Annotated in this window: 23 protein-coding genes and 1 pseudogene; 12 read left to right on the top strand and 12 right to left on the bottom strand. The window is 70.4% G+C overall.

Going from position 1 to position 20,839, the window contains the following annotated elements; genetic code table 11:
- Window positions 1-8 precede the first annotated feature (8 nt).
- From wbaP to pyrE, 4 genes are all read right to left on the bottom strand, one after another.
- A complete protein-coding gene (gene wbaP, locus DEIPI_RS0118180; RefSeq protein ID WP_245588597.1) occupies window positions 9-1,487 on the bottom strand; it encodes an undecaprenyl-phosphate galactose phosphotransferase WbaP in 1,479 nt (492 codons plus the stop codon).
- Between the two features lie 116 nt (window positions 1,488-1,603).
- Complete coding sequence (locus tag DEIPI_RS0118175; RefSeq protein WP_027482704.1) at window positions 1,604-2,677, bottom strand: mannose-1-phosphate guanylyltransferase; 1,074 nt, start codon at window positions 2,675-2,677, stop codon at window positions 1,604-1,606.
- 104 nt (window positions 2,678-2,781) lie between these two features.
- Entirely contained in the window at window positions 2,782-3,423 is a 642-nt protein-coding gene (gene mqnB, locus DEIPI_RS0118165; RefSeq protein WP_245588596.1) for a futalosine hydrolase, read from the bottom strand.
- Window positions 3,424-3,426: 3 nt separating this feature from the next.
- Entirely contained in the window at window positions 3,427-3,987 is a 561-nt protein-coding gene (pyrE, locus tag DEIPI_RS0118160; protein ID WP_027482702.1) for an orotate phosphoribosyltransferase, read from the bottom strand.
- Between the two features lie 162 nt (window positions 3,988-4,149).
- On the opposite strand from pyrE, the gene DEIPI_RS0118155 reads away from it, so the two are divergent.
- From DEIPI_RS0118155 to DEIPI_RS0118125, 7 genes are all read left to right on the top strand, one after another.
- A complete protein-coding gene (locus tag DEIPI_RS0118155; protein ID WP_027482701.1) occupies window positions 4,150-5,094 on the top strand; it encodes a nitroreductase family protein in 945 nt (314 codons plus the stop codon).
- Between the two features lie 45 nt (window positions 5,095-5,139).
- On the top strand, window positions 5,140-6,198 hold the full coding sequence (locus tag DEIPI_RS0118150; protein ID WP_027482700.1) for a glucose-1-phosphate thymidylyltransferase: 1,059 nt from the start codon (window positions 5,140-5,142) through the stop codon (window positions 6,196-6,198).
- A 115-nt stretch (window positions 6,199-6,313) separates the two neighbouring features.
- A complete protein-coding gene (locus DEIPI_RS0118145; protein WP_027482699.1) occupies window positions 6,314-6,562 on the top strand; it encodes a hypothetical protein in 249 nt (82 codons plus the stop codon).
- 113 nt (window positions 6,563-6,675) lie between these two features.
- Entirely contained in the window at window positions 6,676-7,671 is a 996-nt protein-coding gene (gene moaA, locus DEIPI_RS0118140) for a GTP 3',8-cyclase MoaA (protein WP_027482698.1), read from the top strand.
- 339 nt (window positions 7,672-8,010) lie between these two features.
- Window positions 8,011-8,706 carry a GntR family transcriptional regulator gene (locus DEIPI_RS0118135; protein ID WP_027482697.1) on the top strand — a complete coding sequence of 232 codons (696 nt, stop codon included), beginning with the start codon at window positions 8,011-8,013 and terminating at the stop codon, window positions 8,704-8,706.
- A 98-nt stretch (window positions 8,707-8,804) separates the two neighbouring features.
- Complete coding sequence (locus DEIPI_RS0118130; RefSeq protein ID WP_027482696.1) at window positions 8,805-9,419, top strand: TetR/AcrR family transcriptional regulator; 615 nt, start codon at window positions 8,805-8,807, stop codon at window positions 9,417-9,419.
- Window positions 9,420-9,548: 129 nt separating this feature from the next.
- Window positions 9,549-10,991 carry an ATP cone domain-containing protein gene (locus DEIPI_RS0118125; protein WP_027482695.1) on the top strand — a complete coding sequence of 481 codons (1,443 nt, stop codon included), beginning with the start codon at window positions 9,549-9,551 and terminating at the stop codon, window positions 10,989-10,991.
- Window positions 10,992-11,103: 112 nt separating this feature from the next.
- Here the strand turns inward: DEIPI_RS0118125 and DEIPI_RS0118120 are convergent, their stop codons facing one another.
- Both DEIPI_RS0118120 and DEIPI_RS0118115 read right to left on the bottom strand, forming a co-directional pair.
- Entirely contained in the window at window positions 11,104-11,763 is a 660-nt protein-coding gene (locus DEIPI_RS0118120) for a potassium channel family protein (RefSeq protein WP_027482694.1), read from the bottom strand.
- Window positions 11,764-11,780: 17 nt separating this feature from the next.
- Entirely contained in the window at window positions 11,781-13,130 is a 1,350-nt protein-coding gene (locus tag DEIPI_RS0118115) for a TrkH family potassium uptake protein (protein ID WP_027482693.1), read from the bottom strand.
- A 71-nt stretch (window positions 13,131-13,201) separates the two neighbouring features.
- Here DEIPI_RS0118115 and DEIPI_RS0118110 point away from each other — a divergent pair, with 71 nt between their 5' ends.
- The 3 genes from DEIPI_RS0118110 to DEIPI_RS32425 all read left to right on the top strand — a co-directional run bounded on the left by DEIPI_RS0118110 (window position 13,202) and on the right by DEIPI_RS32425 (window position 15,829).
- Window positions 13,202-14,230, top strand: a complete 1,029-nt coding sequence (locus DEIPI_RS0118110; protein ID WP_027482692.1) for a methyltransferase domain-containing protein — start codon at window positions 13,202-13,204, stop codon at window positions 14,228-14,230.
- 323 nt (window positions 14,231-14,553) lie between these two features.
- Window positions 14,554-15,078: a sigma-70 family RNA polymerase sigma factor gene (locus DEIPI_RS0118105; RefSeq protein ID WP_027482691.1), complete on the top strand. Its 525-nt coding sequence runs from the start codon at window positions 14,554-14,556 to the stop codon at window positions 15,076-15,078.
- On the top strand, window positions 15,071-15,829 hold the full coding sequence (locus tag DEIPI_RS32425) for an anti-sigma factor (protein ID WP_045234658.1): 759 nt from the start codon (window positions 15,071-15,073) through the stop codon (window positions 15,827-15,829). The genes DEIPI_RS0118105 and DEIPI_RS32425 overlap by 8 nt, the downstream gene beginning before the upstream one ends.
- A gap of 57 nt (window positions 15,830-15,886) precedes the next feature.
- Here the strand turns inward: DEIPI_RS32425 and ppgK are convergent, their stop codons facing one another.
- From ppgK to infC, 6 genes are all read right to left on the bottom strand, one after another.
- Window positions 15,887-16,624, bottom strand: a complete 738-nt coding sequence (gene ppgK, locus DEIPI_RS0118095; RefSeq protein WP_027482690.1) for a polyphosphate--glucose phosphotransferase — start codon at window positions 16,622-16,624, stop codon at window positions 15,887-15,889.
- 72 nt (window positions 16,625-16,696) lie between these two features.
- On the bottom strand, window positions 16,697-17,071 hold the full coding sequence (gene rplT, locus DEIPI_RS0118090; RefSeq protein ID WP_027482689.1) for a 50S ribosomal protein L20: 375 nt from the start codon (window positions 17,069-17,071) through the stop codon (window positions 16,697-16,699).
- 3 nt (window positions 17,072-17,074) lie between these two features.
- Complete coding sequence (gene rpmI, locus DEIPI_RS0118085) at window positions 17,075-17,275, bottom strand: 50S ribosomal protein L35 (RefSeq protein WP_027482688.1); 201 nt, start codon at window positions 17,273-17,275, stop codon at window positions 17,075-17,077.
- Window positions 17,276-17,431: 156 nt separating this feature from the next.
- Window positions 17,432-17,659, bottom strand: a complete 228-nt coding sequence (locus DEIPI_RS38100; RefSeq protein WP_157463781.1) for a hypothetical protein — start codon at window positions 17,657-17,659, stop codon at window positions 17,432-17,434.
- Between the two features lie 188 nt (window positions 17,660-17,847).
- Window positions 17,848-18,525: a hypothetical protein gene (locus DEIPI_RS0118075; protein WP_027482686.1), complete on the bottom strand. Its 678-nt coding sequence runs from the start codon at window positions 18,523-18,525 to the stop codon at window positions 17,848-17,850.
- Between the two features lie 186 nt (window positions 18,526-18,711).
- A complete protein-coding gene (gene infC / locus DEIPI_RS0118070; RefSeq protein ID WP_027482685.1) occupies window positions 18,712-19,290 on the bottom strand; it encodes a translation initiation factor IF-3 in 579 nt (192 codons plus the stop codon).
- Window positions 19,291-19,422: 132 nt separating this feature from the next.
- On the opposite strand from infC, the pseudogene DEIPI_RS36835 reads away from it, so the two are divergent.
- Together DEIPI_RS36835 and DEIPI_RS35735 are read left to right on the top strand one after the other, a co-directional pair.
- Window positions 19,423-20,055, top strand: a pseudogene (locus DEIPI_RS36835) (glycogen debranching enzyme N-terminal domain-containing protein); the annotation flags it as partial.
- 178 nt (window positions 20,056-20,233) lie between these two features.
- A partial coding sequence (locus DEIPI_RS35735; RefSeq protein WP_281173236.1) for an amylo-alpha-1,6-glucosidase occupies window positions 20,234-20,839 on the top strand: 606 nt, incomplete at its 3' end.

The following is a 20,839-nucleotide window of genomic DNA, read 5'->3' as shown; positions in this document are numbered from 1 at the left end:
TCGTTCACTCAGTACGCTCCTTTGCCCTTGAGGACGACCCGCACGGTCTGGACGAGGATAACGAGGTCCAGCCACGGCGTCCAGTTGGTGATGTAGAAGTTGTCCATCTCCACCCGCTCGTCGTAGCTCGTGTCACTCCGTCCGTTCACCTGCCAGTACCCCGTCATTCCGGGCCGTACCTGCGTGAAGTGCCGGTAGATCTCCCCGTACTTCGCGATCTCCGCGTTCACGATGGGACGCGGTCCCACCAGGCTCATCTCCCCCGTCAGCACGTTCAGCAGTTGCGGCAGCTCGTCCAGACTCGTGCGGCGCAGGATCGCTCCCACCCGCGTGATGCGCGGATCGTCCCGCAGCTTGTGCGTCGCCTCGAACTCCTCGCGCAGGTCCGGCCGCGCGTCGAGCAGCGCGCCCAGCTTGCGTTCCGCGTCCTGGTGCATCGTGCGGAACTTCAGGCACGCGAAGTCCCGGCCCTCGCGTCCCACCCGCCGCGCCCGGTAGATCACCGGACCCCTGCTGTCGAGCCGGATGGCGAGCGCGATCAGCAGCAGCAGCGGCGTGATCAGCACGAGGATCAGCACGCCCGCGACGACGTCGATGAGACGTTTGACGAAGCGGGAGCGGTGGCTGCGCAGGTTGTTGCGGATCTCCAGGCTGGCGTGCGTGCCGATGGTGCGGGGGATCAGGGCCTGGTTGGGCACGCCGAAGAAGTCCGGGGTGGCCCAGGTGATGACGTAGGTGGCGCGCACCGCGTTGATGATGTCGCGCTGCACGTTGGCGCGCGCGCCGGGGATGCTGATGATGGCGTGGAGCGCACGCGGGCTGGTGACGGCTTCCTGCAGGTTGCCGACGATCGGCACGCCGTGCAGCGTCGCGCCGATCAGCTCGGGGTTGTCGTCGTACACGGCGACGGGACGCAGCCCGTAGGAGGGGTGCTGGAGGAGGTAGTGGACGGTGATGTCGCCGGTCTTGCCGCCGCCGATGATGCTGACGGGCCGACCGAAGTGCCCGAGGCGGATCAGGACGGAGCGGGTGAGGTAGCGCAGCGGCAGGGACACGAAGTAGAGCAGCAGCCAGAGCAGGCCGAGGCCGATGCGGCTGCGGTCGAAGTCGTGGACGGCGTAGGTGACGGCGAACTGCGCGAGCGCGGCCTGGATGGTGGTGAGGGTGTGGTGGCGCAGTTCGGTGTGGGGAGCGTGACCGTAGCCGGGGTACATGCCCTGCTGGGCGCGCAGCAACAGCCAGATGACCAGCCAGACGTAGGCGTAGCCGCGCGCGAGGGGTGGGTTGCCGATCCAGCTCATGGCGGCGTTGACGAGCAGGTACGTCAGCAGGGCGCCCAGCACGTCGCTCAGGAAGAGGGCGAGGCCCTGCGGGAGGGCCTGCGTCGTTCGGGAGACGTCCGCACGTGCGTGGGGCGCGGGGTTGACCTCTGGACGTTGATCGGTGAATTCGCTCATGACGAGGGGGTTGGCGGAGCCTTCGTCCACGCCGGTCACCGGGAAGGGGACGCGTGGGCGTCACGTGGCCCACGCCTGTTCCCCAACTTATCAAATGCGCCGGTGAGGCGCGCGAGCCCCGACCCTCACGCGCTCATGGAGCGCGCTCACGCGAAGCGTTCGAGCTCCGGGTGGGCCTTGAGCTGCTGCACGACCTTCTTGATGTCCTGCGTGCGGTCCTTGCGGACGACGAGCGTGACCTCCTCGGTGCGGACGATGACGACGTCCTCCAGGCCGATGGTGGCGATGAGGTCGTTGCCGTTGGTGGTGTAGAGGATGGTGCCGCCCGTGTCGAGGCCCACGTGCCTCCCGACGGTGACGTTGTCGCCGTCGCCTCGCAGGAGACGCTCCAGGGCGTTCCAGTCGCCGAGGTCGTCCCAGCCGAGGTCGGCAGGGATCACCTGGACGTTGCGGGCGTGCTCCAGGATGGCGTAGTCGATGCTGATCTTCTCCAGCGTCGGGAAGACCTCACGGATCGCGCCACGCTGCCGCACGGCGGCCTCCAGGCGGGCGTAGAGGTCGGGCTGGTGGGTGCGGTAGGCGTCCAGGATGGTGTCCACCGTGAAGACGAACATGCCGGAGTTCCAGCAGTACGTGCCGTTCGCGAGGAAGGCCTCGGCGGTGGCGGCGTCGGGCTTCTCCGCGAAGCGGTTCACGCCGTACACGGGGTGCTCGCCGCCCTCGACCTCGGGGCCGCGCTGGATGTAGCCGTAGCCTGTGGAGGGGAAGGTCGGCTGGATGCCGAGCGTGACGATGGAGGCGTACTTCTCGGCGCTGGCGCGGGCGCGGGCGATGACGTCCACGAAGGTGCCGAGGTGGTCGATCCGGTGGTCGCTGGCGAAGATGCCCATGACGCCCTCGGGGTCGAACTGGTGGACGCGCAGCGCGGCGTAGAGCACGGCGGGCGCGGTGTCGCGGCCCGTGGGCTCCACGAGGAGGTTCTCGAGCGGGAGGTCGGGCAGCTGTTCGAGGACGAGGGAGCGGTGCTCGTTGCCGGTGACGACGAAGACGGTGTCGAGGCCGCCGGTGATGGTGCACAGGCGGTCGGCGGTGGCCTGCAGGAGGCTGCGTCCGGTGTCGTCGAGGGTGAGGAACTGCTTGGGTTTGGCGCGGCGCGACAGCGGCCAGAAACGTTCGCCGCTGCCTCCGGCGAGGATCACGGGGTAGAAGGTTCGGGTCATGGGGCTCCTTGAAAGGGACGGCCCGGGGGCCGCCGAGTGCCTCAACTATGCCCGAGCGGCGGGCGTGATGGCTACGAAGTTCCGCAAGACGACGCTCATGAAGCTCATGTGAGCCAGGTTCTGAGTGCGCCACGGACGGCGCGCAGCGCCCCCCCGATCTCCCAGGAGGAGCGGTCGCGCGGTCCGACGGCGTTGGAGACGCCGCGCAGCTCCACGCAGGGCACGCCGAGCCGCAGGGCCGCGTGCGCGGCGCCCGCGCCCTCCATGCCCTCGGCGAGCGCGCCGGGCCAGCGGTCCTGCAGGACCCGCGCGGCCCCCGCGTCCCCCGTGACGGTCTCGACCGTCACGACGGGCCCGAACGCCGCGCCGAGCGCGCGGGCGAGCGCCTCCGACCCCGTCCAGACGGGCAGGCGATTGAAGAGGCCCGGCAGGAGCGGGAAGCCGAGCTCGTCGAGGGGCAGGAAGCGCGCGCCGTCCACCGCGCCGAGCGCCCCGTAGATCACCTCGGACGCCACGACGAGGTCGCCCGGGCGCAGGCCCGCGCGGTCGTAGGCGCCCGCGATGCCGACGTTCACGACGAGGTCCGCCCGCTCGCTCGCGATCAGTTCGGTCGTGGCGAGCGCGGCGTTCACCGCGCCGATGCCGCTCACCGCGACGGGCACGCCGAAGTCACGCAGGGGCGCGGCCTCCGCCTCGGTCGCGACGACGAGGGCGGGCCGCAGGGCGCGCGGAAGGTCGGGGGTCACGCCTCAGATCTCGCGCAGGGGCCGCGCGGCGAGCCAGTCCGGCAGGTCGTCGGGGGCGTACGTCTCGAAGTAGAGGCGCTCCAGGGCCAGCAGGGGGTAGCCCTGGAGGGGCCCCTCCTCCTTGCGGCGGTCCACGATGCACGCGACCGCCAGCGCCCGCCCGCCGCGCGCCTCGGCGGCCCTTACGGCCTTGAGGACGCTGCCGCCCGTCGTCAGGACGTCCTCCACCGCGACGAAGGTCTCCCCTTCCCCGATGTCGAGGGCCTCGCGGACGAGCATCCCGCCGCGGCCGTCCTTCTCCGCGAACAGGGCGCGCGTCCCGAGGTGCCGCGCGACCTCGTACGCGAGGGTGACGCCGCCCATGGCGGGCCCGATCACGAACGACGGCGCGAGCCCGGCCGCGCGGATGACGTCGGCGAGGTCGTGCCCGATGCGCTCGGCGAGACGGGGGTGCTGCAGCACCGTGGTGGACTGCAGGAACATCGGGGAGTGCCGTCCGGAGGCGAGCAGGAAGTGCCCCTCGTGCAGCGCGCCGGCCTCGCGGTACAAGTCGAGAACGCTCATGGGGAGAAGGTATCAGCTCTCAGCGGTCAGCGGTCAGTGGTCAGCGGTCAGCGGTCGGCTCACGGAAACGTCGTTTCCTGTCGGGCCGGGGGTAGGGGCGACGTCGCGCCTCCGGTCACGGATCACTGACGGCTGACGGCTGACGGCTGATACCTTCTCCTCATGACACCCGAAGAGGTCCGCGCGTTCTTCGACGCCCACTGGACGGTGCGCCGCTTCAAGGAGCACCGCATGCCCGCCGAGCATCTCGACGTGCTGCTGCACGCCGCGCAGCGCGCCCCGACCGACGCGACCGCACAGATGTACAGCGTCGTGCGGCTCGTGGATCCCGACCTGCGGCGCGAGGCGGCGGAGGCGACGCGCAACCCGCACCTCGCCACGGCGAGCGAGGCGTTCGTGGTGTGCGCGGACCTGCGTCGTCTGCGCGTCATCCTGGAGGACGCGGGATACGAGTTCGGCGACTGGCCCGCGGCGGCGGTGCACTTCTCCGTGGGGGACGCGGTGCTGGCCGGGCAGAACCTGCTGCTCGCCGCCGAGCTGCTGGGCTACCGGGGCTGCTGGATCGGCGGGGTGCTGAGCGCGCTTCCCTGGCTCGCGGGGCGGCTCGCGCTGCCGCCGGGCGTGTTCCCGTACGCGGGCCTCGCGGTGGGCGTACCGGACGAGGAGCCCCGCTCGCGTCCGCGTCTGCCGCGCGCGCTGGTGGTCCACGAGGACCGCTACCGCGAGCCGGACGCCTTGGAGCTGCGCGAGGGGGTCGCCGCGATGGCGGGCATCACGTCGCGGGGAGACTGGGCGTCGACGCTCGCGCGGTACTTCGCGCGGGGCGGCACGATGGAGGCGCGCGAGCCCGCCCTGCGCGACCTGCTCGCGCGCGGCGGGCTGCTCGCGCCGGGGGGCGGGGACTTCGAGGCCCTGGTGGAGACGGCGAACGCGGCAGGCTTCCCGGACGTGGTGGTGCGGCGGCGCGGGGAGCGCTTCGAGGCGTGGCTGGACGCGGTGGAGCGCGCCCACCGGGGCGAGGGCGCGTCCGCCACGGAGGCGGTGCGCGAGGCGGTGCGTGAGGCGGTTGAAGGGAGTCTGAAGAGCGGGCGCGGGCCGGACGCATAAACTACGGCAGATGAAGACCCTCATGCTGATGTATTGGAGTGAACGGTGAAGGCGATCATTCCGGCGGCCGGCCTGGGCACGCGGCTGCGTCCCCTCACGTATACGCAGCCGAAACCCGCGCTGAAGCTCGCGGGACGTCCCATCGTGCAGCACGCGATCGATCATCTCGTCGCGGCGGGCATCCGGGACATCGGCATCGTCGTCTCGGACCTCACGTCCGACGCGATCCGCGCGGCGGTGGACGGTCAGAAGGAGGCCCGCCTGACGTTCATCAATCAGCCGCAGATGCTGGGTCTCGGCAACGCCGTGAAGGTCGCGCGGGAGTGGGTGGCGGGCGACGACTTCTGCGTGTACCTCGGCGACAACCTGTTCCAGCAGGGCGTGAAGGCCTACGTGGACATGTTCCGCGAACGCGGCGCGGACGCGCTGCTCGCCCTCGTGGAGGTGGACGACCCCACGTCCTTCGGCGTGGCGGAGCTCGACGGGGACCGCATCGTGCGGCTCGTGGAGAAGCCGAAGGTGCCGCCGTCGAATCTCGCGGTGGCGGGCGTGTACTGCTTCAGGAACGTGATCTTCGACGTGCTCGAGACGCTCGCGCCGAGCGCGCGCGGCGAGTACGAGATCACGGACGCCATCCAGGCGCTCATCGACGGCGGCCACACCGTGCTGGGCCGCCGCGTGCAGGGCTGGTGGAAGGACACGGGCCGCCCCTTCGACCTGATCGACGCGAATCGGCTGCTGCTCGAAGATCTGGAGCCCTCCATGAACGGCGAGGTGTCGAACTCGCGCATCAGCGGGCGCGTGGTGATCGGGGCGGGCAGCACCGTGACGGACAGCGTGATCGTGGGGCCCGTGATGATCGGCGAGAACGTCACGTTGACGCACGCGTACGTGGGGCCCTTCACGTCGATCGGTTCGGGCACGACGCTGTCGCGCGCGGAGGTGGAGCACAGCGTCATCGACGAGTACGTCCGCATCGAGGACGTGGAGACGCGTCTGCAGGACTGCCTGATCGGGCTGCGCGCGAGCGTCCGTGGTGGCAAGCGCGTGCCGCGCACGCTGTCGTTCACGCTGTCGGACACGTCGAGCGTGGAGCTGACGTAGGCGCCGTGGACCGGGAGGGCGGGGGGCCCTGGCCCCCCGCCCTCCTGTCGTTCGGAACACCGCCCGAGGCGTCCAAACTTACATTCCTTGAGCGTGGTCGTGTTAACCTTGAGGCATGACGAACCCCTACGCCGAGTGGTTTGAGCGGTTGCGCGCCGAGTACGGCGAGCAGCTGAGCACCATGCCGCTGCCGGAAGGGTTGCCGGAACATCTGCGCGACCTGATGGCCAGAGGCGACGACGAAGCCATTCTGTTCATGCTCAGGCTGGCCTGGCAGTTCGGGGCGCAGGCCGGGTACGCCGCCGCAAACCAGGAGACGGCGAATCCCAAGGCCGCCCCGCGCCGCACCACCGTTCAGGCCTGACCCGATCCCGCACACTCCAGGGACGGCTTCCTCCGGGAAGCCGTCCCTGGAGTGTGCGGGGCAGTGCAACCCGGTGCGCAGAGCGCGGGCGGTCCGCGCGCTATAACGGAGGCGTGACCCCCGCACTGAGGGACCGTCTCGGGCGAGAGCTGCGGGACCTGCGCGTCTCCGTGACCGACCGCTGCAACCTGCGGTGCACGTACTGCATGCCCGCGGAGGTGTTCGGCCCCGACTACGCCTTCCTGCCGCGCAGCGAGATCCTGTCCTTCGAGGAGATCGAGCGGCTCGCGCGTGTCTTCGTGCGGGGCGGGGTGCGCAAGCTGCGCCTCACGGGCGGCGAGCCCCTGCTGCGCCGCGACCTGCCGGACCTCGTGGCGCGTCTGAGCGCCATCGAGGGCGTGGAGGACATCGCGCTGACCACCAACGGCCTGCTGCTGCCGAAGCTCGCGGCGCCCCTGAGGGAGGCGGGGCTGCGGCGGGTAACGGTGAGTCTCGACGCGCTCGACCCGGAGGTATTCGGTCGGATGAACGGGCTCGGCGTGTCGCCCTCGAAGGTGCTCGAAGGCATCGAGGCGGCGGCCCTCGCGGGACTGCCGGTGAAGGTGAACACGGTGGTACAGCGCGGCGTGAACGAGGAGCAGTTACGCGCGCTGTGGACGTACTTCCGGGGTCGGAGCGTGCTGCGCTTCGTGGAGTTCATGGACGTCGGGAACCACAACGGCTGGCGCATGGAGCAGGTGGTGCCCTCGCGCGAGGTGCTCGACCGCCTCGGGGGCGGCTTCGAGCCCGTGGACCCCGACTACCGGGGCGAGGTGGCGGCGCGTTACCGCGACGCCGAGGGCCACGAGGTCGGCCTGATCTCCAGCGTGACGGCGCCCTTCTGCGGGGACTGCACGCGGGCGCGTCTGAGCGCGCAGGGTGCGCTGTACACCTGCCTGTTCGCGTCGCAGGGCACGGACTTCCGCGCGCTGCTGCGCTCCGGGGCGAGCGACGAGGCGCTGTTCGCGACCCTGCGGGACGTCTGGGAGGGTCGGCGGGACCGCTACTCGGAGGAGCGGCACGAGGCGACGCCCCGCCAGAAGGTCGAGATGTCCCACATCGGCGGCTGAGACGGTTTACATTTGCAATCAAGAAGGTGGTCGGACTAGCCCAAACGTGTGGTCCGACCGCTCTTTTTTTCGCTTCGCCCCTACAAGAGACCGCTTTCGCCTTACATTTGTATGGTTTGTGGAAGCGGGCTAGACAACATACGCAAGTTGTGTAGAACATAATCGGAACTCCTCCAGACAACAAGTAGAATCTTTGACAGTGCACGCGGCACCTGCCCGCGCCGTCCGATCGCCGCCGTTCCCACCTGCCCTCGGACCTGCCCACTTCGGAACCCTTCCCTCGCCCGCCCCGCCTCCACGGCGGGGCGAGCAGGGACGCGACGACCCCCAGGAGGAGCCATGGCGAAGTACCCGCTCATCAAGACCACCCTCAAGGAACGCCTGCTCGGCGGCAACTACCCCGAGGGCCTCCCCCTGCCCAGCGAACCGCAGCTCGCCAAGGAGTTCGACGTGTCGCGCATGACCGCGCGGCGCGCCATCGACGAGCTCGAACGCGAGGGCTACGTCTACCGCGTGCAGGGCGCGGGCACCTTCCCCACGGGGAAGCGCTTCCGTCAGGGCGTCTTCCGCGTGCGGCCCTTCCGCGAGTGGGTCCGTCACCCCGAGCAGCGCACCATCGTGCTGCGCGCCGCCGAGATGCGCGCCACCTCGGAGATCGCCATCGTCATGCAGGTGCAGCCCGGCGACCCCATCGTGTTCATCCACCGCCTCAGGAGCGCCGGAGACGAGCCCCTGCTGATCGAGAAGCGCTACGTGAACGCCAACCTCGCGCCGGACCTGCTCTCGCACGACCTCGCCGTCGAGTCCATCCACGAGGTGCTCGTCGGGCACATCGGCCTGCACATCACCCGCGTCGAGCAGACGCTGGAGGCCGTCAACCTCCGGCAGGAGGAAGCCGACCTGCTGCACGTCGGCGCGGGCACCGCCGCGTTCCTGCTGCGCCGCACGTCCTACAGCGGCCCCAAACGCGTCTCCTACGTGAACTACTGGGTGCGCGGCGACCGCTACACCTTCCAGGACAGCTTCGAACCGTGAAGCCGCCCCCTCCCGGCCGGTCGGGCGGGCACCTGCGTCCGAGAGCCGCGCCCGGTGGGCCGCCCGTCGTCAGCATTAGACTCGGTATAATCTCTTCAATGGACTCCTCCTCGTTGCGCGAGCGTCAGAAGGAACGGCGTCGGGCGCGGATCTACAGCGTCGCGATCGAACTGTTCAAACGCGGCGGCTTCCAGGCGACCACCGCCACCGACATCGCCCGCGCCGCCAACGTCTCGCGAGGCACCTTCTTCAACTACTACCCCTACAAGGAAGCCGTCCTGCTCGACTACGGCTCCGAGATCGTCGAACGGCTGCGCGAACACGCCGAGGACCGCCTCGCCGAGGGCGCCGAACCCCTCGTGATCCTCACCGAGATCTGGGAACGCCTCGCCGACGAGAGCGCCCGCGAACGCGACCTCATCCCGCCCCTCGCGTACGAACTGCTCAACCCCGACCCCGAACGCGCCCGCACCGCCTACCAGGCGCTCCCGCTCTCCAAGGTCGTCGAGACGATCCTCAAGCCCCTGCACGGCGCCGGACGGCTCCGCTCGGACCTCAGCCTGGAGCGCATGACGAACCTCATCGCGGACACGTACCTCATGACGGCCCTGCGCTGGAGCGCCTACGCACCCAGTCGCCCCCTGCGCGAGGAGATGCTGCTGTCGTTGAGCTTCATGCTGCACGGGGTCTTCAAACAACCAGAGACGCGCTGACGCCCCAGGCCCGGACGGGCGGGCCGCCCCGCCCTCCCCGCGCCGTCCTGAACGATTCCTGAAGCTCCCCGAGGGCAGCGCGCGCCGTTCCTGCGGGCGGGCCGCGCGGGAACGCTCTACACTGCGTCCGTGAACCCCACGCGTGACATCTTCGTGGGAACGGACGGGCACCGCTGGCCGTTCTCGAAGGGCCTCGTGATCGAGTCCCTGCTCAACGCGGACGTGCCGACCGTCGTCGGGGCGGCCGTGGCGCGCAGCGTGGAACAGTACCTGCTCGACTCGGACCGGCGGCTCGTCACACCCGACGAACTCAAGGACGTCGTGGTGCGCCTCACGGGCGACGTGGCCGGGGAGGACGCGGCCACGCGGGTGGAGCGGCAGACGCCCGCCTTCGTGGACATCATCGTGCGGGGCGACGCGGGCGAACTGCCCTTCTCGCGCGGGATCCTCGCGCGCAGCCTGGAGGACGTGGGCCTCACGCCGCGCGAGTCGTACGGCGTCGCGAGCCGCGTGGACCAGCGGCTGCGGCAGGCGGGCGCCCTGCGCATCGACGCCGAGCAGGTCGGCCTCGTCACGGAGGAGGTGCTGACGCAGCAGTTCAGCGAGGAGTGGCGCCGCACGTACCGCTTCCTGCGCAACCATCGGGGCCGTCTCGGCGTCACGGACGACACGGGCCTCGCGGTGCCGTTCAGCAAGGGCATCCTCGCGCAGTCGCTGCTCGCGGCGGGCCTCTCGCCGGACTTCGCGCGCCGCGTGGCGCGCGAGACGCAGCAGCGGCTGCGCGGCACGCAGCCACGCACCGTCTCCCGCGAGGAGGTGTCGCGCACCGTGGAGCACATCCTGCGTCGCGACATCGGCGAGGACGTCGCGGCGCGCTACCACCTGCTGCGCCTCATCCGCCGTCCGGGCCGCCCGATCGTGGTGCTGCTCGGCGGGGTGAGCGGCACCGGCAAGAGCTTCCTCGCGTCGGAGATCGCGTACCGCCTCGGCATTCCGCGCATCGTCTCGACGGACTCCGTGCGGGAGGTGATGCGCGCCATGGTGAGCCCGGCGCTGCTGCCGACGCTGCACGCCAGCACCTTCAACGCCTGGGAGGCGCTTCTGGAGCCCGGCGAGGCCCGCCCGGAGCACCCGTCGGAGGAGCAGCTCGTGGCGGGCTTCCGCGAGCAGGTGGCGCAGGTGAGCGTGGGGCTCGGCGCGATCGTGCGCCGCAGCATCGAGGAGGGCACGTCCGTGGTGCTCGAAGGGGTGCACGTCGCGCCGGGCTACCTGATGTCGGAGGCCTTCGCGGGCGCGTTCGTCGTGCCGATGCTCGTGACGGTCCCCGACGAGGAGGAGCACCGCCGTCACTTCGAGGCGCGCGACCACCAGACGGAGCAGCACCGCCCGCTGGGCCGCTACCTGCGCTACTTCAAGGAGATCCGCGTGCTGCACGACTACCTCGCGGAACTCGGGCGGCGCACGAACGTCCCGACGCTGCACGCCCTGTCGCTCGACGAGGCGGCGGATCAGGCCGTGGAGATCGTGGCGCAGCGGGTACTGGCGGAACTCACACCCACAGAGACGCTGTAACGGTCCAGGCAAAAGGACCGGACCGCTCCGGTCCGTACGCCGCCAGAGCGTGGACGGCCACTCCCCTCAGTACAGAGACGCTCTGAGTGAAGGACCCGAACAGCCGGACCGCTCAGTCTCCCCGGTAGCGGCGGAGTTCCTCGATGGCGTGGTTGTCCCCGACGACGATGAGGACGTCGTGCGGGCGGAGTTCCTCGTCGGCGCGCGGCGCGACCTCCATGCGTCCGCCGCGCCCGACGGCGATGACCTGCACGCCGAAGCGGTTGGGCAGGTTGAGGTCCTTGAGGGTGCCGCGCAGGCGTTCGTTGACCTCCACCTCGACGATGCTGGTGTTCGGGCCGAGGTCGGGGGTGTCCTTGCGGCGGACGCCGCCGAGCCGCTGGGCGGTGCGGACGCCCATGTCGTGCTCGGGCCGGATGACCTCGTCCGCGCCGATCTTCTCCAGGACGCGGGCGGACACCTCGTCGGTGGCCTTGCAGACGACGCGGCGCGCGCCGAGGGACTTGGCAGCGATGGTGGTGAGGATGTTCGCCTTGATGTCCGTGCCGATCGCGATGACGATCTCGTCGAAGTCGGGGATGCCGAGGGAGCGCAGGGCGCGTTCGTCGGTCGCGTCGAGGATGGCGGCGTGCGTGACGAGGTTCGTGACCTTCTGGACGTGGTCCTCGACGACGTCGACCGCGACGACCTCGTGGCCGAGCTCGTAGAGGGTGGTGGCGACGGCGGTGCCGAAGCGTCCGAGGCCGATGACGAGACACTGCTTCGTTTTCATGGCGTTCCTGCTTCCTTCTAGCCGATGAGGATGTTGCGTTCGGCGGGGTACGTCACGGGGGAGCGCGTGCCGGGCGTGCGCAGCGCGAGCGCGAACGTGAGGGGGCCGATGCGGCCGAGCAGCATCATCAGGACGATCACGAGCTGCCCGGCGGGGTTGAGGTGGGGGGTGGCGCCGAGGCTCAGGCCGACCGTGCCGAACGCGGAGACCGCCTCGAAGAGGAGGTCGAGGAAGCCGAGCCGTGGGTTGGTGAGCAGCAGGGCGACCAGGAGCAGATTGAGCAGCCCGAGGCTGAGGACCGTCACGACGGCGGCGCGGACGATGGTGTCCGTGTCGATGCGGCGGCGGAAGGCGGTGGGTTCGCCGTGGCCGCGCACGAGGCTCCACGCGCTCACCGCGAGGACGTAGAAGGTGGTGGTCTTGATGCCGCCGCCCGTGCTGCCGGGGCTCCCGCCGATGAACATCAGGACGATGACGAGCAGCAGCGTGGCGGGCCGCATCGCGCCGAAGTCGAGGGTGGAGAGCCCGCCGCTTCTGGGCGTGACGCTGTGGAAGACGCTCGCGAGGAGGCGGTCGCCGATCGTCAGCTCGCCGAGCGTGCGTGGGTTGGTCCATTCCATCGTGGCGATGCCGAGCGTACCGACCGCGACGAGCACGGCGGTCATGAGCAGCACGATGCGGGTGTGCGTGAGCAGGGGCTGGCGGCGCGGGTCGCGTCGCCACGCCCAGACGTTCGCGAGGACGAGGAAGCCGAGGCTGCCGAGCACGATCAGCACGCCCGCCGTGCCGACCACGACGGGATCGGCGGCGTAGCGCCCGAGGCCTTCCGGGTAGAGGGAGAAGCCCGCGTTGGTGAACGCGCTCACGGCGTGGAACACGGCGGAGTACAGGCCGCGCGCGAGGCCCTCCTCCGGACCCATGCGGGTGAAGAGCAGCGCCGCGCCGATCCCCTCGATGGCGAGGGTGGACAGCACGATGGAGCGCAGCAGGGGCAGCACCCCGCCGACTTCCATGGCGTTGACCTGCTGCGCGAGCCGCAGGCGCTCCCCGAAGCCGACGCGGCGGCCCGCCACGAGCGCGAACAGCGTGCCGAAGGAGATGATGCCGAGCCCGCCGATCTGGAAGAGCAGCAGCAGCACCACCTCGCCGAAGGCGCTGAAGGTGGTGGCGGGATCCACGACGGTGAGGCCCGTGACGCACAGCGCGCTCGTGGCGGTGAAGAGCGCGGTGACGAAGCCGAGCTCCTGACCGGGCGCGCGCGCGAGGGGCGACCACAGCGCAAGCGCGCCGAGGAGACTCCCGACGGTGTACACGAGCGCGATGAGCTGCGGGGGCGTGAGGCGACCGAGGCGGGAGCGGCGGGTCATGAACCATGAGAGTCTACCACCCCCTCCGGTCACCCGGCACGTCCGGGAGGAAGCCGCTATACTGATCCGTTATGCGGAAGAAGAACGCGATCAGACGCGTGTACGAGCTCGAAGTGCTGCCGGGCGTGGAGCGCTTCGCTCTGGACGAGCTGCGCGACATGCACGGGGTCAGAGTCCCCGAGGGCGCCGTGGTGGACGACGGCGCCATTCAATTCACCTTCGACGGGCCCGCGCGGGCGCTGCGCAGGCTCCGCTCGGCCGTGGCGGCGTACGTGGTGGAGCGCTTCGACGTGCCCCGTCCGAAGGCGCTGCTGGGTCACGAGCACCTGACGCGCCTCATGGCCTTCGTGGGCGAGGCGGCGCAGAACGACGAGTTCCAGAGCTTCCGGATCGGCGCGGCGGGCCGCGACTCGGACGTCTTCGCGCGCCTCACGGGCGAGATCGAGCGCGCCACGGGCCTGCGGCACGACCCGGAGGAGGGCGAGCTGCTGCTGCGCTTCGTCCGCGCCGGGGACGGCTGGGAGGTGCTGGCCCGCACGAGCGCGCGGCCCCTGTCGGCGCGCACCTGGCGGCGCTGCAACATGTCGGGCGGTCTCAACGCGACCCTCGCGAACGTCATGAGCCGCGCGGCGGGCCTGCGCGAGGCGGACCGCGTGTTCAACCCCATGTGCGGCTCCGGCACCCTGCTGATCGAACGGGCGGCGCTCGGGAAGGCGGAGATGCTCGTCGGCGCGGACATCAGCGACGCGGCGCTCGCGTGCGCGCGGGAGAACGTGGAGGCGAGCGGCGCCCGTGACGTGGAGCTCGGACGGATGGACGTCGTGAACGATCCCCTGCCCGCGCGCGCCTTCGACCTCGTCCTCGCGGATCTCCCGTGGGGGGACGCGATCGGCACGCACGCCGCGAACGAGGAACTCTACCCGGCCTTCCTCAAGTCGATGGCGCACGTCACGTCCACGCGCGGACGCATGGTGGTCCTCACGCACGAGGTGAAGCTCTTCGAGCGGCTGCTGGAGCAGGAGCGCCGCTGGCAGGTGAAGTCCGTGCAGAAGGTGTCGCACGGCGGGCACTGGCCGCGCCTGTACGTGCTGTCGAAGTAAATGTGGGCATGTGACGTCGACGTTTGGGTGTCGTACGCACCGGAGCGGTCCGGTGCTTGTGCCTCGTGCGTCGACGCGTCTCTCCACTCATGGGGGCCGTCGTACGCACCGGAGCGGTCCGGTGCTTGTGCCTCGTGCGTCGACGCGTCTCTCCACTCATGGGGGGCCATCCAAATCCGTGACTTCCGCGTACAACCTGTCAGGACCGCCAGAGGGGCGGCGACGCACGCACAGGAGTCAGGATGACGATGGCCTTCGTACGCACCGCGACAATCCACCCCGCCGCGCGAGGTGTTAGGCTTCCACAGGATGATGGAGCCGCGATGACCCCGACCGACGAGGAACTGATGGCCGCCATGGCCCGCGGTGACGAGGACGCCCTGAGCGAACTGCACCGCCGCTACTCGCCCTACCTGTACGCCATGGCCCGCCGCATGCTGCGCCAGCGCGAGGACGTCGAGCAGTGCGTTCAGGACGCCTTCTTCAACGCTTGGAAGGCCGCCGGGCGTTTCGATCCCTCCCGAGCGAGCGCCAAGACGTGGCTCGTGACGATCGCGCATCGGCGCGTGCTGCAGGAACTGCGCGACCGCCCGGACGCGGCGCTGGAACTGGAGGAGTGGGACGCCCCGACGCCCGCGACGGACCAGCTGGACCACGTCGTGGCGCAGCGGGCCGTGTCGGTCCTCGGGGAGGACCAGCGCAGACTCGTGGAGCTCGCGTTCTACCAGGGGTACTCGCACAGCGAGCTCGCGCAGATCACGGGCCTGCCGCTCGGCACCGTCAAGACGCGCCTGAGGTCCGCGCTGGACCGCATGCGGCGGTTCCTGGAGGTGAGGGGCGATGCCTGACCACGACCTGCTGGTGGAGTACGCGCTCGGCACCCTCGACGAGTCCAGGCACGCGGAGGTGGAGGCGTACCTGCGCGAGCATCCCGAGGCGGAGGCCGAGGTGCGGGCCTACATGGACGGCATGGCGCGCATGGTGCTCGACCTCGACCCGGAGCCCGTCCCCGCGGGCGGTCTGGACGGCCTGCTCGCCCGCGTCCGCGAGGACCGCGCGTCGGATGGCGGCACGCCCATCGCGCCACGAACCTCCGCCACGTCGCCGGCTTCCGAGCCGGGTCCGGCGGAACCGAAGGCGCCCGCCAACGTCCGCTGGGAGCCCTCGCCGCACCCGGCGCCGAGACGGAGCCTGCTGCCCTGGGTGGGCTTCGCGGCGGTCGTGGCGCTCGCGCTGGCCCTCACGCTGGGCGCGCCCCTGCTGCGCGGCTGGCAGGCCCAGCGGCAGTTCGACGCGTACCGCGCGCAGCCCGGCGCCGTGACCCACAGGCTGACCGCTCAGAACGGAGGGGAACTCGGGACGCTCGTGCGTCTGACGAACGGACGGACCTTCGTGCTGCTGCGCGACGCGCCGCAGGCGGGACGGGTGTACCAGGCGTGGCAGGTGGCGGACGGGAAGCCCGTGTCGCTCGGGGTGTTCGAGGGACGGCAGTTCCTGACGCCGCCCCTCCCGGCGGGCGCGACCTTCGCGGTGAGCGTGGAGCCCGAAGGCGGCAGCGCGCAGCCGACCACGACGCCCATCACGGTCACGCAGCTCTGACGGAGAACGCGGGAGGGCCGCCGCACGTGCGGCGGCCCTCCTCTTTTCCTGTTCGGCTCAGCGCAGCCCGGCGTGCATGGCCGCGCCGACGATCCCGGCGCTGTTGCGCAGCTTCGCGGGCACGATCGGCGTGCGCAGCTCGATGAGCGGCAGGAATTCCGCGCTCTTCTTGCTGACGCCGCCGCCGAGAACGATCAGGTCCGGCGAGAAGAGCCCTTCGAGGTAGCGCAGGCTGCGCCCGAGCCGCTTGGCGAAGCGTTCCCAGGAGAGGTCCTCCTCCTCGCGGACGCGGTCGGAGGCGTAGTGCTCCAGTTCCTTCCCGCGGAACTCCATGTGTCCGAACTCGGTGTTCGGGACGAGCACGCCGTCGTTCACGAGGGCGCTCCCGATGCCCGTCCCGAGCGTGAGGAGCAGCACGACGCCCGCCTGGCCCCGCGCGGCGCCGAAGGCCACCTCGGCGAGTCCGGCGGCGTCCGCGTCGTTGAGGACGCTGACCCTCAGGCCCGTCTCCTTCGAGAGGAGCTCCTCGACGTTCGTGCCGATCCAGCCCTTGTCGACGTTCGCGGCGCTGAGGGCCACGCCGTGCTGGATGATGGCGGGAAAGGTGCACCCGACGGGTCCCGTCCACGAGAAGTGCTCGCACAGCTGCCGCACGACCTGCGCGACCGCGGCGGGCGTGGCGCCCTGCGGGGTCGGGATGCGGTGGCGCTCCGCGAGGAGGTCCCCGCTGTCCGTGTCGACGGGCGCGCCCTTGATGCCGCTTCCGCCGATGTCGATGCCGAGAATCTGGGCCATACGGGCATCATACGGGCCGCAAGGCGAAGCGCCCGCCGGGGGGCGGGCGCTTCACGCTGAGCCTTTCTTTCGTTAGGCCTGGGTCTGGCCGCCCTGACGGGCGTCCTTGGCGGCCTGCACGAGGGCCGCGAAGGCCTCGGGCTCGCGCGCGGCGATGTCGGCGAGGACCTTGCGGTCGAGGCCGACGCCGGCCTGCTTGAGGCCGTTGATGAAGGTGCTGTAGTTCATGCCGTGGAGGCGGGCGCCGGCGTTGATACGCTGGATCCACAGGCGACGGAAGTCACGCTTCTTGTTGCGGCGGTCGCGGTACTCGTAGGTCGCGGCGTTGAGCAGCGTCTGGAACGCGTTCTTGTACTGCTTGGAACGTGAGCCCCAGAAGCCCTTGGCGCGCTTGAGGACCTTCTTGTGACGACGACGACGGACGATACCGGTCTTGGCGCGTGGCATGGTTTATTTCCCTCCCGGCAGCATGGCCTTCATGCGGGCCCACTCGCTCTTGGCGAGGACGAAGCCCTGACCCTTGCTGCGAATCTCGCTGCCGGACTTGCCGACGTTCTGGTGGCGCTTGCCGCTCTTGAACGCCATGACCTTGCCGGTCGCCGTGATCTTGATGCGGCGCTTGGCGCTCTTCTTGGTCTTCTGCTTCGGCATCTCTTCCTCCGAGAAAGACGGCGTGACGCTGCACGGCCGCTTCCTGAGGGCCGGGCCGTCCCGTGGGGACGTTGAAGCCCGGCGCCTGCTTGCGCTGCCCCTCGGGGCAACCTCAAGATTCTAGGGCCTCACGGGGGCCGGGGGCAAGGGGGTGGATCAGCGCTTCGCGGTCGTGTCCCACAGGACGACGCAGATGCTGGTGTCGTCCTTGCCCCTGGGGCGAAGGCTGAAGGTGAAGTAGACGTTCTCGTCGGGGTAGGCGACGTAGCTTCGGGCACGGTAAGCGCCGAGCCACTTCCACCTGCGTGATGGAGTGAATCCAAGCTGCTCGGTTTCGACACTGTCGAGAAGTCGGGCGAGTTGATTGGTCGGAAGGTCCGACACGTACGCCCATTGCTGCAGGACTCGTCCCTGAGCGGGCTTCGCCTGCCCGGAGCAGGAAGGCTCTACGGCTTCCCACTGGCTTGTACGCGCGAGCTCCTGGAGTCGAAGTACGTATGTCTGATCAACCTGCTGCGCGTGGGAGGAGGCGGTCAGGAAAGCGAGCACAACGATGGCTTTGTACGACATGCTCAACGCACTCTCCAGGGCGTGATCCGGGAATCGACGATGTCGTTGTACTTCGAGGGTTGGCGGATGTTCGAGATGCCTCCGGTCCACTTCGATGTCCCGTCGCTGTAGTAGGCCCAGAGTTCGTAGCGCATGTACCGTTCCGTCTCCACACGCTGGAAGTAGGCACAGGCGGTCCAGCTGTACGTCACGCCTGCCGTGAGGGTCATGCTGCCGGAAAGTCCGGCGCTGACCTTGACGAGGGCGACGTCGCCGGAACCGCTGATGTTGAGCGTGTAACTGCCCGAGACGGTGACGGTGAAGGACCGGGGCGGACGGCAGACTTCCCGGGCCGGGCTCACGACCCGTTTCGTCCATGCGCCCTTCTGGATCCATTCGGTGCGGACGACCCTGACCGCCTGCGTGCTCGTCGTGGTGGGCGTTTCCTGGTAGGGGCGACCGTCGAGGTGGAGCAGGGTGGGCTGCGGGGAGGTGCTGTGACCGTCGTAGGTGACGGTGGTGCCGACGGGCTGCTCCGGGCTGAGGTCGTTGACCACGAGGACGTCGGGCCGGGCCGGGGCGATCCAGGGGGCGGGGAGCGTGCCGGCGCCGGGGCTTCCCGTGGGCGGCGGCGGCGTCGTGCCGCAGGCCGAGAGCGTGATGCCGACGAGCAGGAGCAGGCCGGTTGCCGTGTGTTTCATACCGCCTCCGTGAGTTCGGTCGCGCGGGAGGACGGCGTGGCTTGAGCGGGGCGCGAACCGCTCCGGACGTTAGCAGGGGCGGGCCGACCGCCTGAGGGGGCGCCCTAGACAGCCCCTGACGTCCGCTCGGCACAAGGAGAACGCCCGCCGGCACGGGGGCTGGCGGGCGTTCCTGAGCTTCGGGTCTTACGCGCTGGGCGCGGTCGCCTCGGTGTCGGACGTCTCGGGACGGTCCTTCTTCACGGGGCGGTGGGTGGGCGTCATGATCATGTTCATGTCCATGCCCGCGATGGCCGGGCCGCCCTCGGGCGTGCCGATGTCGGCGAGGCTCTCGGCGACGCGGTGCAGGATGCGCTCGCCGAGCTCGGGGTGGGTGCGCTCGCGTCCGCGGAACATGATCGTGACCTTGACCTTGTGGCCTTCCTCGAGGAAGCGGCGCACGTGGTTGGTCTTGGTCTGGAAGTCGTTGTCGTCGATCTTGACGCGGAACTTGATCGCCTTGACTTCCTGAGCACGGACGCGCTTCCGGTTCTCCTTCTCGTTCTGCTGCTGCTCGTAACGGAAGCGGCCGTAATCCATCAGCTTGCAGACCGGAGGCACGGCGGTCGGGCCGACCATGACGAGGTCGAGGTTCTTCTCACGGGCCATGCCCATGGCCTCGCGCGTGTCGATGATGCCGACCTGACCTCCCTCGTCGTCGATGAGACGGACTTGACGGACCCGGATCTGCTCGTTGATTTTGTGCTCTTTCGCTATTGCCATCACCTCTCCGATGCGTCGCCGAATCCCGGCGACGCTCAACCACGTACGTGGTGGACGGTCCCCATTTTACACCACGCGGCGAGCTCGAATCCCGCGTGGGCGTCATTTCCCTTCATTGGCCGTACATTGGAGCGCATGCGCACGCTTTCCTTCGGTACCCAGGACGTCCGCGACCTCTCGCGGGAGGTGCTGCTCACGGACGGTCTGGGCGGCTTCGCCCTCTCGTCGCTCGCGGGCGTCCCGACGCGGTCGTACTCGGGCCTCGCGGCGAGCCTCAACCCTCCCGTGGAGCGGCACGTGATGTGGATCGCCCCGACGGAGGAGCTCCGGGTCGGGGGTCTCTCGCGGACGCTGCACGCCCTGGAGGTCGCGCCGGGCACCCTCGACGGGGACGGGCTCGGCCTCGTCGAGGGCGTCACGCTGCGGGACCTGCTCCCGGAGCGCACGCAGGTGGCGCTGGGCTGCCGGGTGCGGCGGCGCGCGGTGATGCCGCGGGGCTCGGGCGCGCTGGTGCTGCTCTACGACGTGGAGGCGTCGGAAGAGGCGACGCTGCGGCTCGGCGGGCTCCTCACCGACCGCGACGTGCACTCGGTGCTGCGCGGGGCGCCGGAACTGCGGGTGGACGTCGCGGGTGAGCGCGCCACCGTGACGGGCTCGCGGACGCTGAACGTGCGGCTGCACGTGCCGGGCCTCGCGGTGTCGGCCCTGCCCGTCCAGGCGCGCGAGCAGCGGCTGCACCTGCGCGAGGAGGCCGCGCGCGGCGAGCCCGACACGGACCGCGCGCTGCGCGTGGACCTGTGGGAGGTCGCGCTGCCCGCCGGGACGAGCCGCGTGGCGCTCGTCGTGGACCTCCTCGGGGAGGCGGACCTCGACCCGTGGGCGGCCTTGGACGAGGAGGTCGCGTGGCGCGGTCTTGCTCGTGCGGGCCGCGTGGGAGGCGTCGAGCGTGCGGGACGAGGTCGTCGCGACGCTCGCGGTGGCGGCGGACGCGTTCCTCGTGCGTCGCGCGAGCGTGGACTCCACGTCCGTCATCGCGGGCTACCCGTGGTTCGCGGACTGGGGCCGCGACAGCATGATCGCGCTGAGCGGCCTGACCCTCACGACGGGCCGCTTCGCGGAGGCGCGCGAGATCCTCTCGACGTTCCTGCGTTACCGCCGCCGGGGGCTCGTGCCGAACAACTTCCACGACGACGGGAGCGGCGCCGGGTACAACACGGTGGACGGGCCGCTGTGGCTGGTGGTGGCCTTCGAGCGGTACGTGGACGCCACGGGGGACCTCGACTTCCTGCGGGCTCACCTCGGGGAGCTGCGCGAGGTCCTCACGGACCTCGCGGGCGGCACGGACTACGGCGTGGGCCTGCACGGGAGCGGGCTGCTGCGCGCGGGCAGCGCGGGCGTGCAGCTCACCTGGATGGACGTCCGCATCCACGAGTGGGTGGTGACGCCGCGTCACGGTCGGCCCGTGGAGATCGCGGCGCTGTGGCTGACGGCGCTCGGCGCGCACGACCGGCTGGCGGCGCGGCTCGGGGAGGCCGCGGTCTTCGCGGACCTG

Origin of the sequence: Deinococcus pimensis DSM 21231 (genome assembly GCF_000519345.1) — a bacterium.
GTDB lineage: Bacteria > Deinococcota > Deinococci > Deinococcales > Deinococcaceae > Deinococcus_A > Deinococcus_A pimensis.
The sequence above is the reverse complement of the archived record's forward strand: the minus strand, read 5'-3'. Positions and strand labels throughout refer to the sequence as shown.

Bases quoted from the DNA above. Each gene is read 5' to 3' on its own strand.
- DEIPI_RS0118175 (WP_027482704.1), bottom strand. From the start codon at position 2,677: ATGACCCGAACCTTCTACCCCGTGATCCTCGCCGGAGGCAGCGGCGAA.
- pyrE (WP_027482702.1), bottom strand. From the start codon at position 3,987: ATGAGCGTTCTCGACTTGTACCGCGAGGCCGGCGCGCTGCACGAGGGG.
- DEIPI_RS0118155 (WP_027482701.1), top strand. From the start codon at position 4,150: ATGACACCCGAAGAGGTCCGCGCGTTCTTCGACGCCCACTGGACGGTG.
- DEIPI_RS0118145 (WP_027482699.1), top strand. From the start codon at position 6,314: ATGACGAACCCCTACGCCGAGTGGTTTGAGCGGTTGCGCGCCGAGTAC.
- DEIPI_RS0118135 (WP_027482697.1), top strand. From the start codon at position 8,011: ATGGCGAAGTACCCGCTCATCAAGACCACCCTCAAGGAACGCCTGCTC.
- DEIPI_RS0118130 (WP_027482696.1), top strand. From the start codon at position 8,805: ATGGACTCCTCCTCGTTGCGCGAGCGTCAGAAGGAACGGCGTCGGGCG.
- DEIPI_RS0118120 (WP_027482694.1), bottom strand. From the start codon at position 11,763: ATGAAAACGAAGCAGTGTCTCGTCATCGGCCTCGGACGCTTCGGCACC.
- DEIPI_RS0118115 (WP_027482693.1), bottom strand. From the start codon at position 13,130: ATGACCCGCCGCTCCCGCCTCGGTCGCCTCACGCCCCCGCAGCTCATC.
- DEIPI_RS0118110 (WP_027482692.1), top strand. From the start codon at position 13,202: ATGCGGAAGAAGAACGCGATCAGACGCGTGTACGAGCTCGAAGTGCTG.
- DEIPI_RS0118105 (WP_027482691.1), top strand. From the start codon at position 14,554: ATGACCCCGACCGACGAGGAACTGATGGCCGCCATGGCCCGCGGTGAC.
- DEIPI_RS32425 (WP_045234658.1), top strand. From the start codon at position 15,071: ATGCCTGACCACGACCTGCTGGTGGAGTACGCGCTCGGCACCCTCGAC.
- ppgK (WP_027482690.1), bottom strand. From the start codon at position 16,624: ATGGCCCAGATTCTCGGCATCGACATCGGCGGAAGCGGCATCAAGGGC.
- rplT (WP_027482689.1), bottom strand. From the start codon at position 17,071: ATGCCACGCGCCAAGACCGGTATCGTCCGTCGTCGTCGTCACAAGAAG.
- rpmI (WP_027482688.1), bottom strand. From the start codon at position 17,275: ATGCCGAAGCAGAAGACCAAGAAGAGCGCCAAGCGCCGCATCAAGATC.
- DEIPI_RS0118075 (WP_027482686.1), bottom strand. From the start codon at position 18,525: ATGAAACACACGGCAACCGGCCTGCTCCTGCTCGTCGGCATCACGCTC.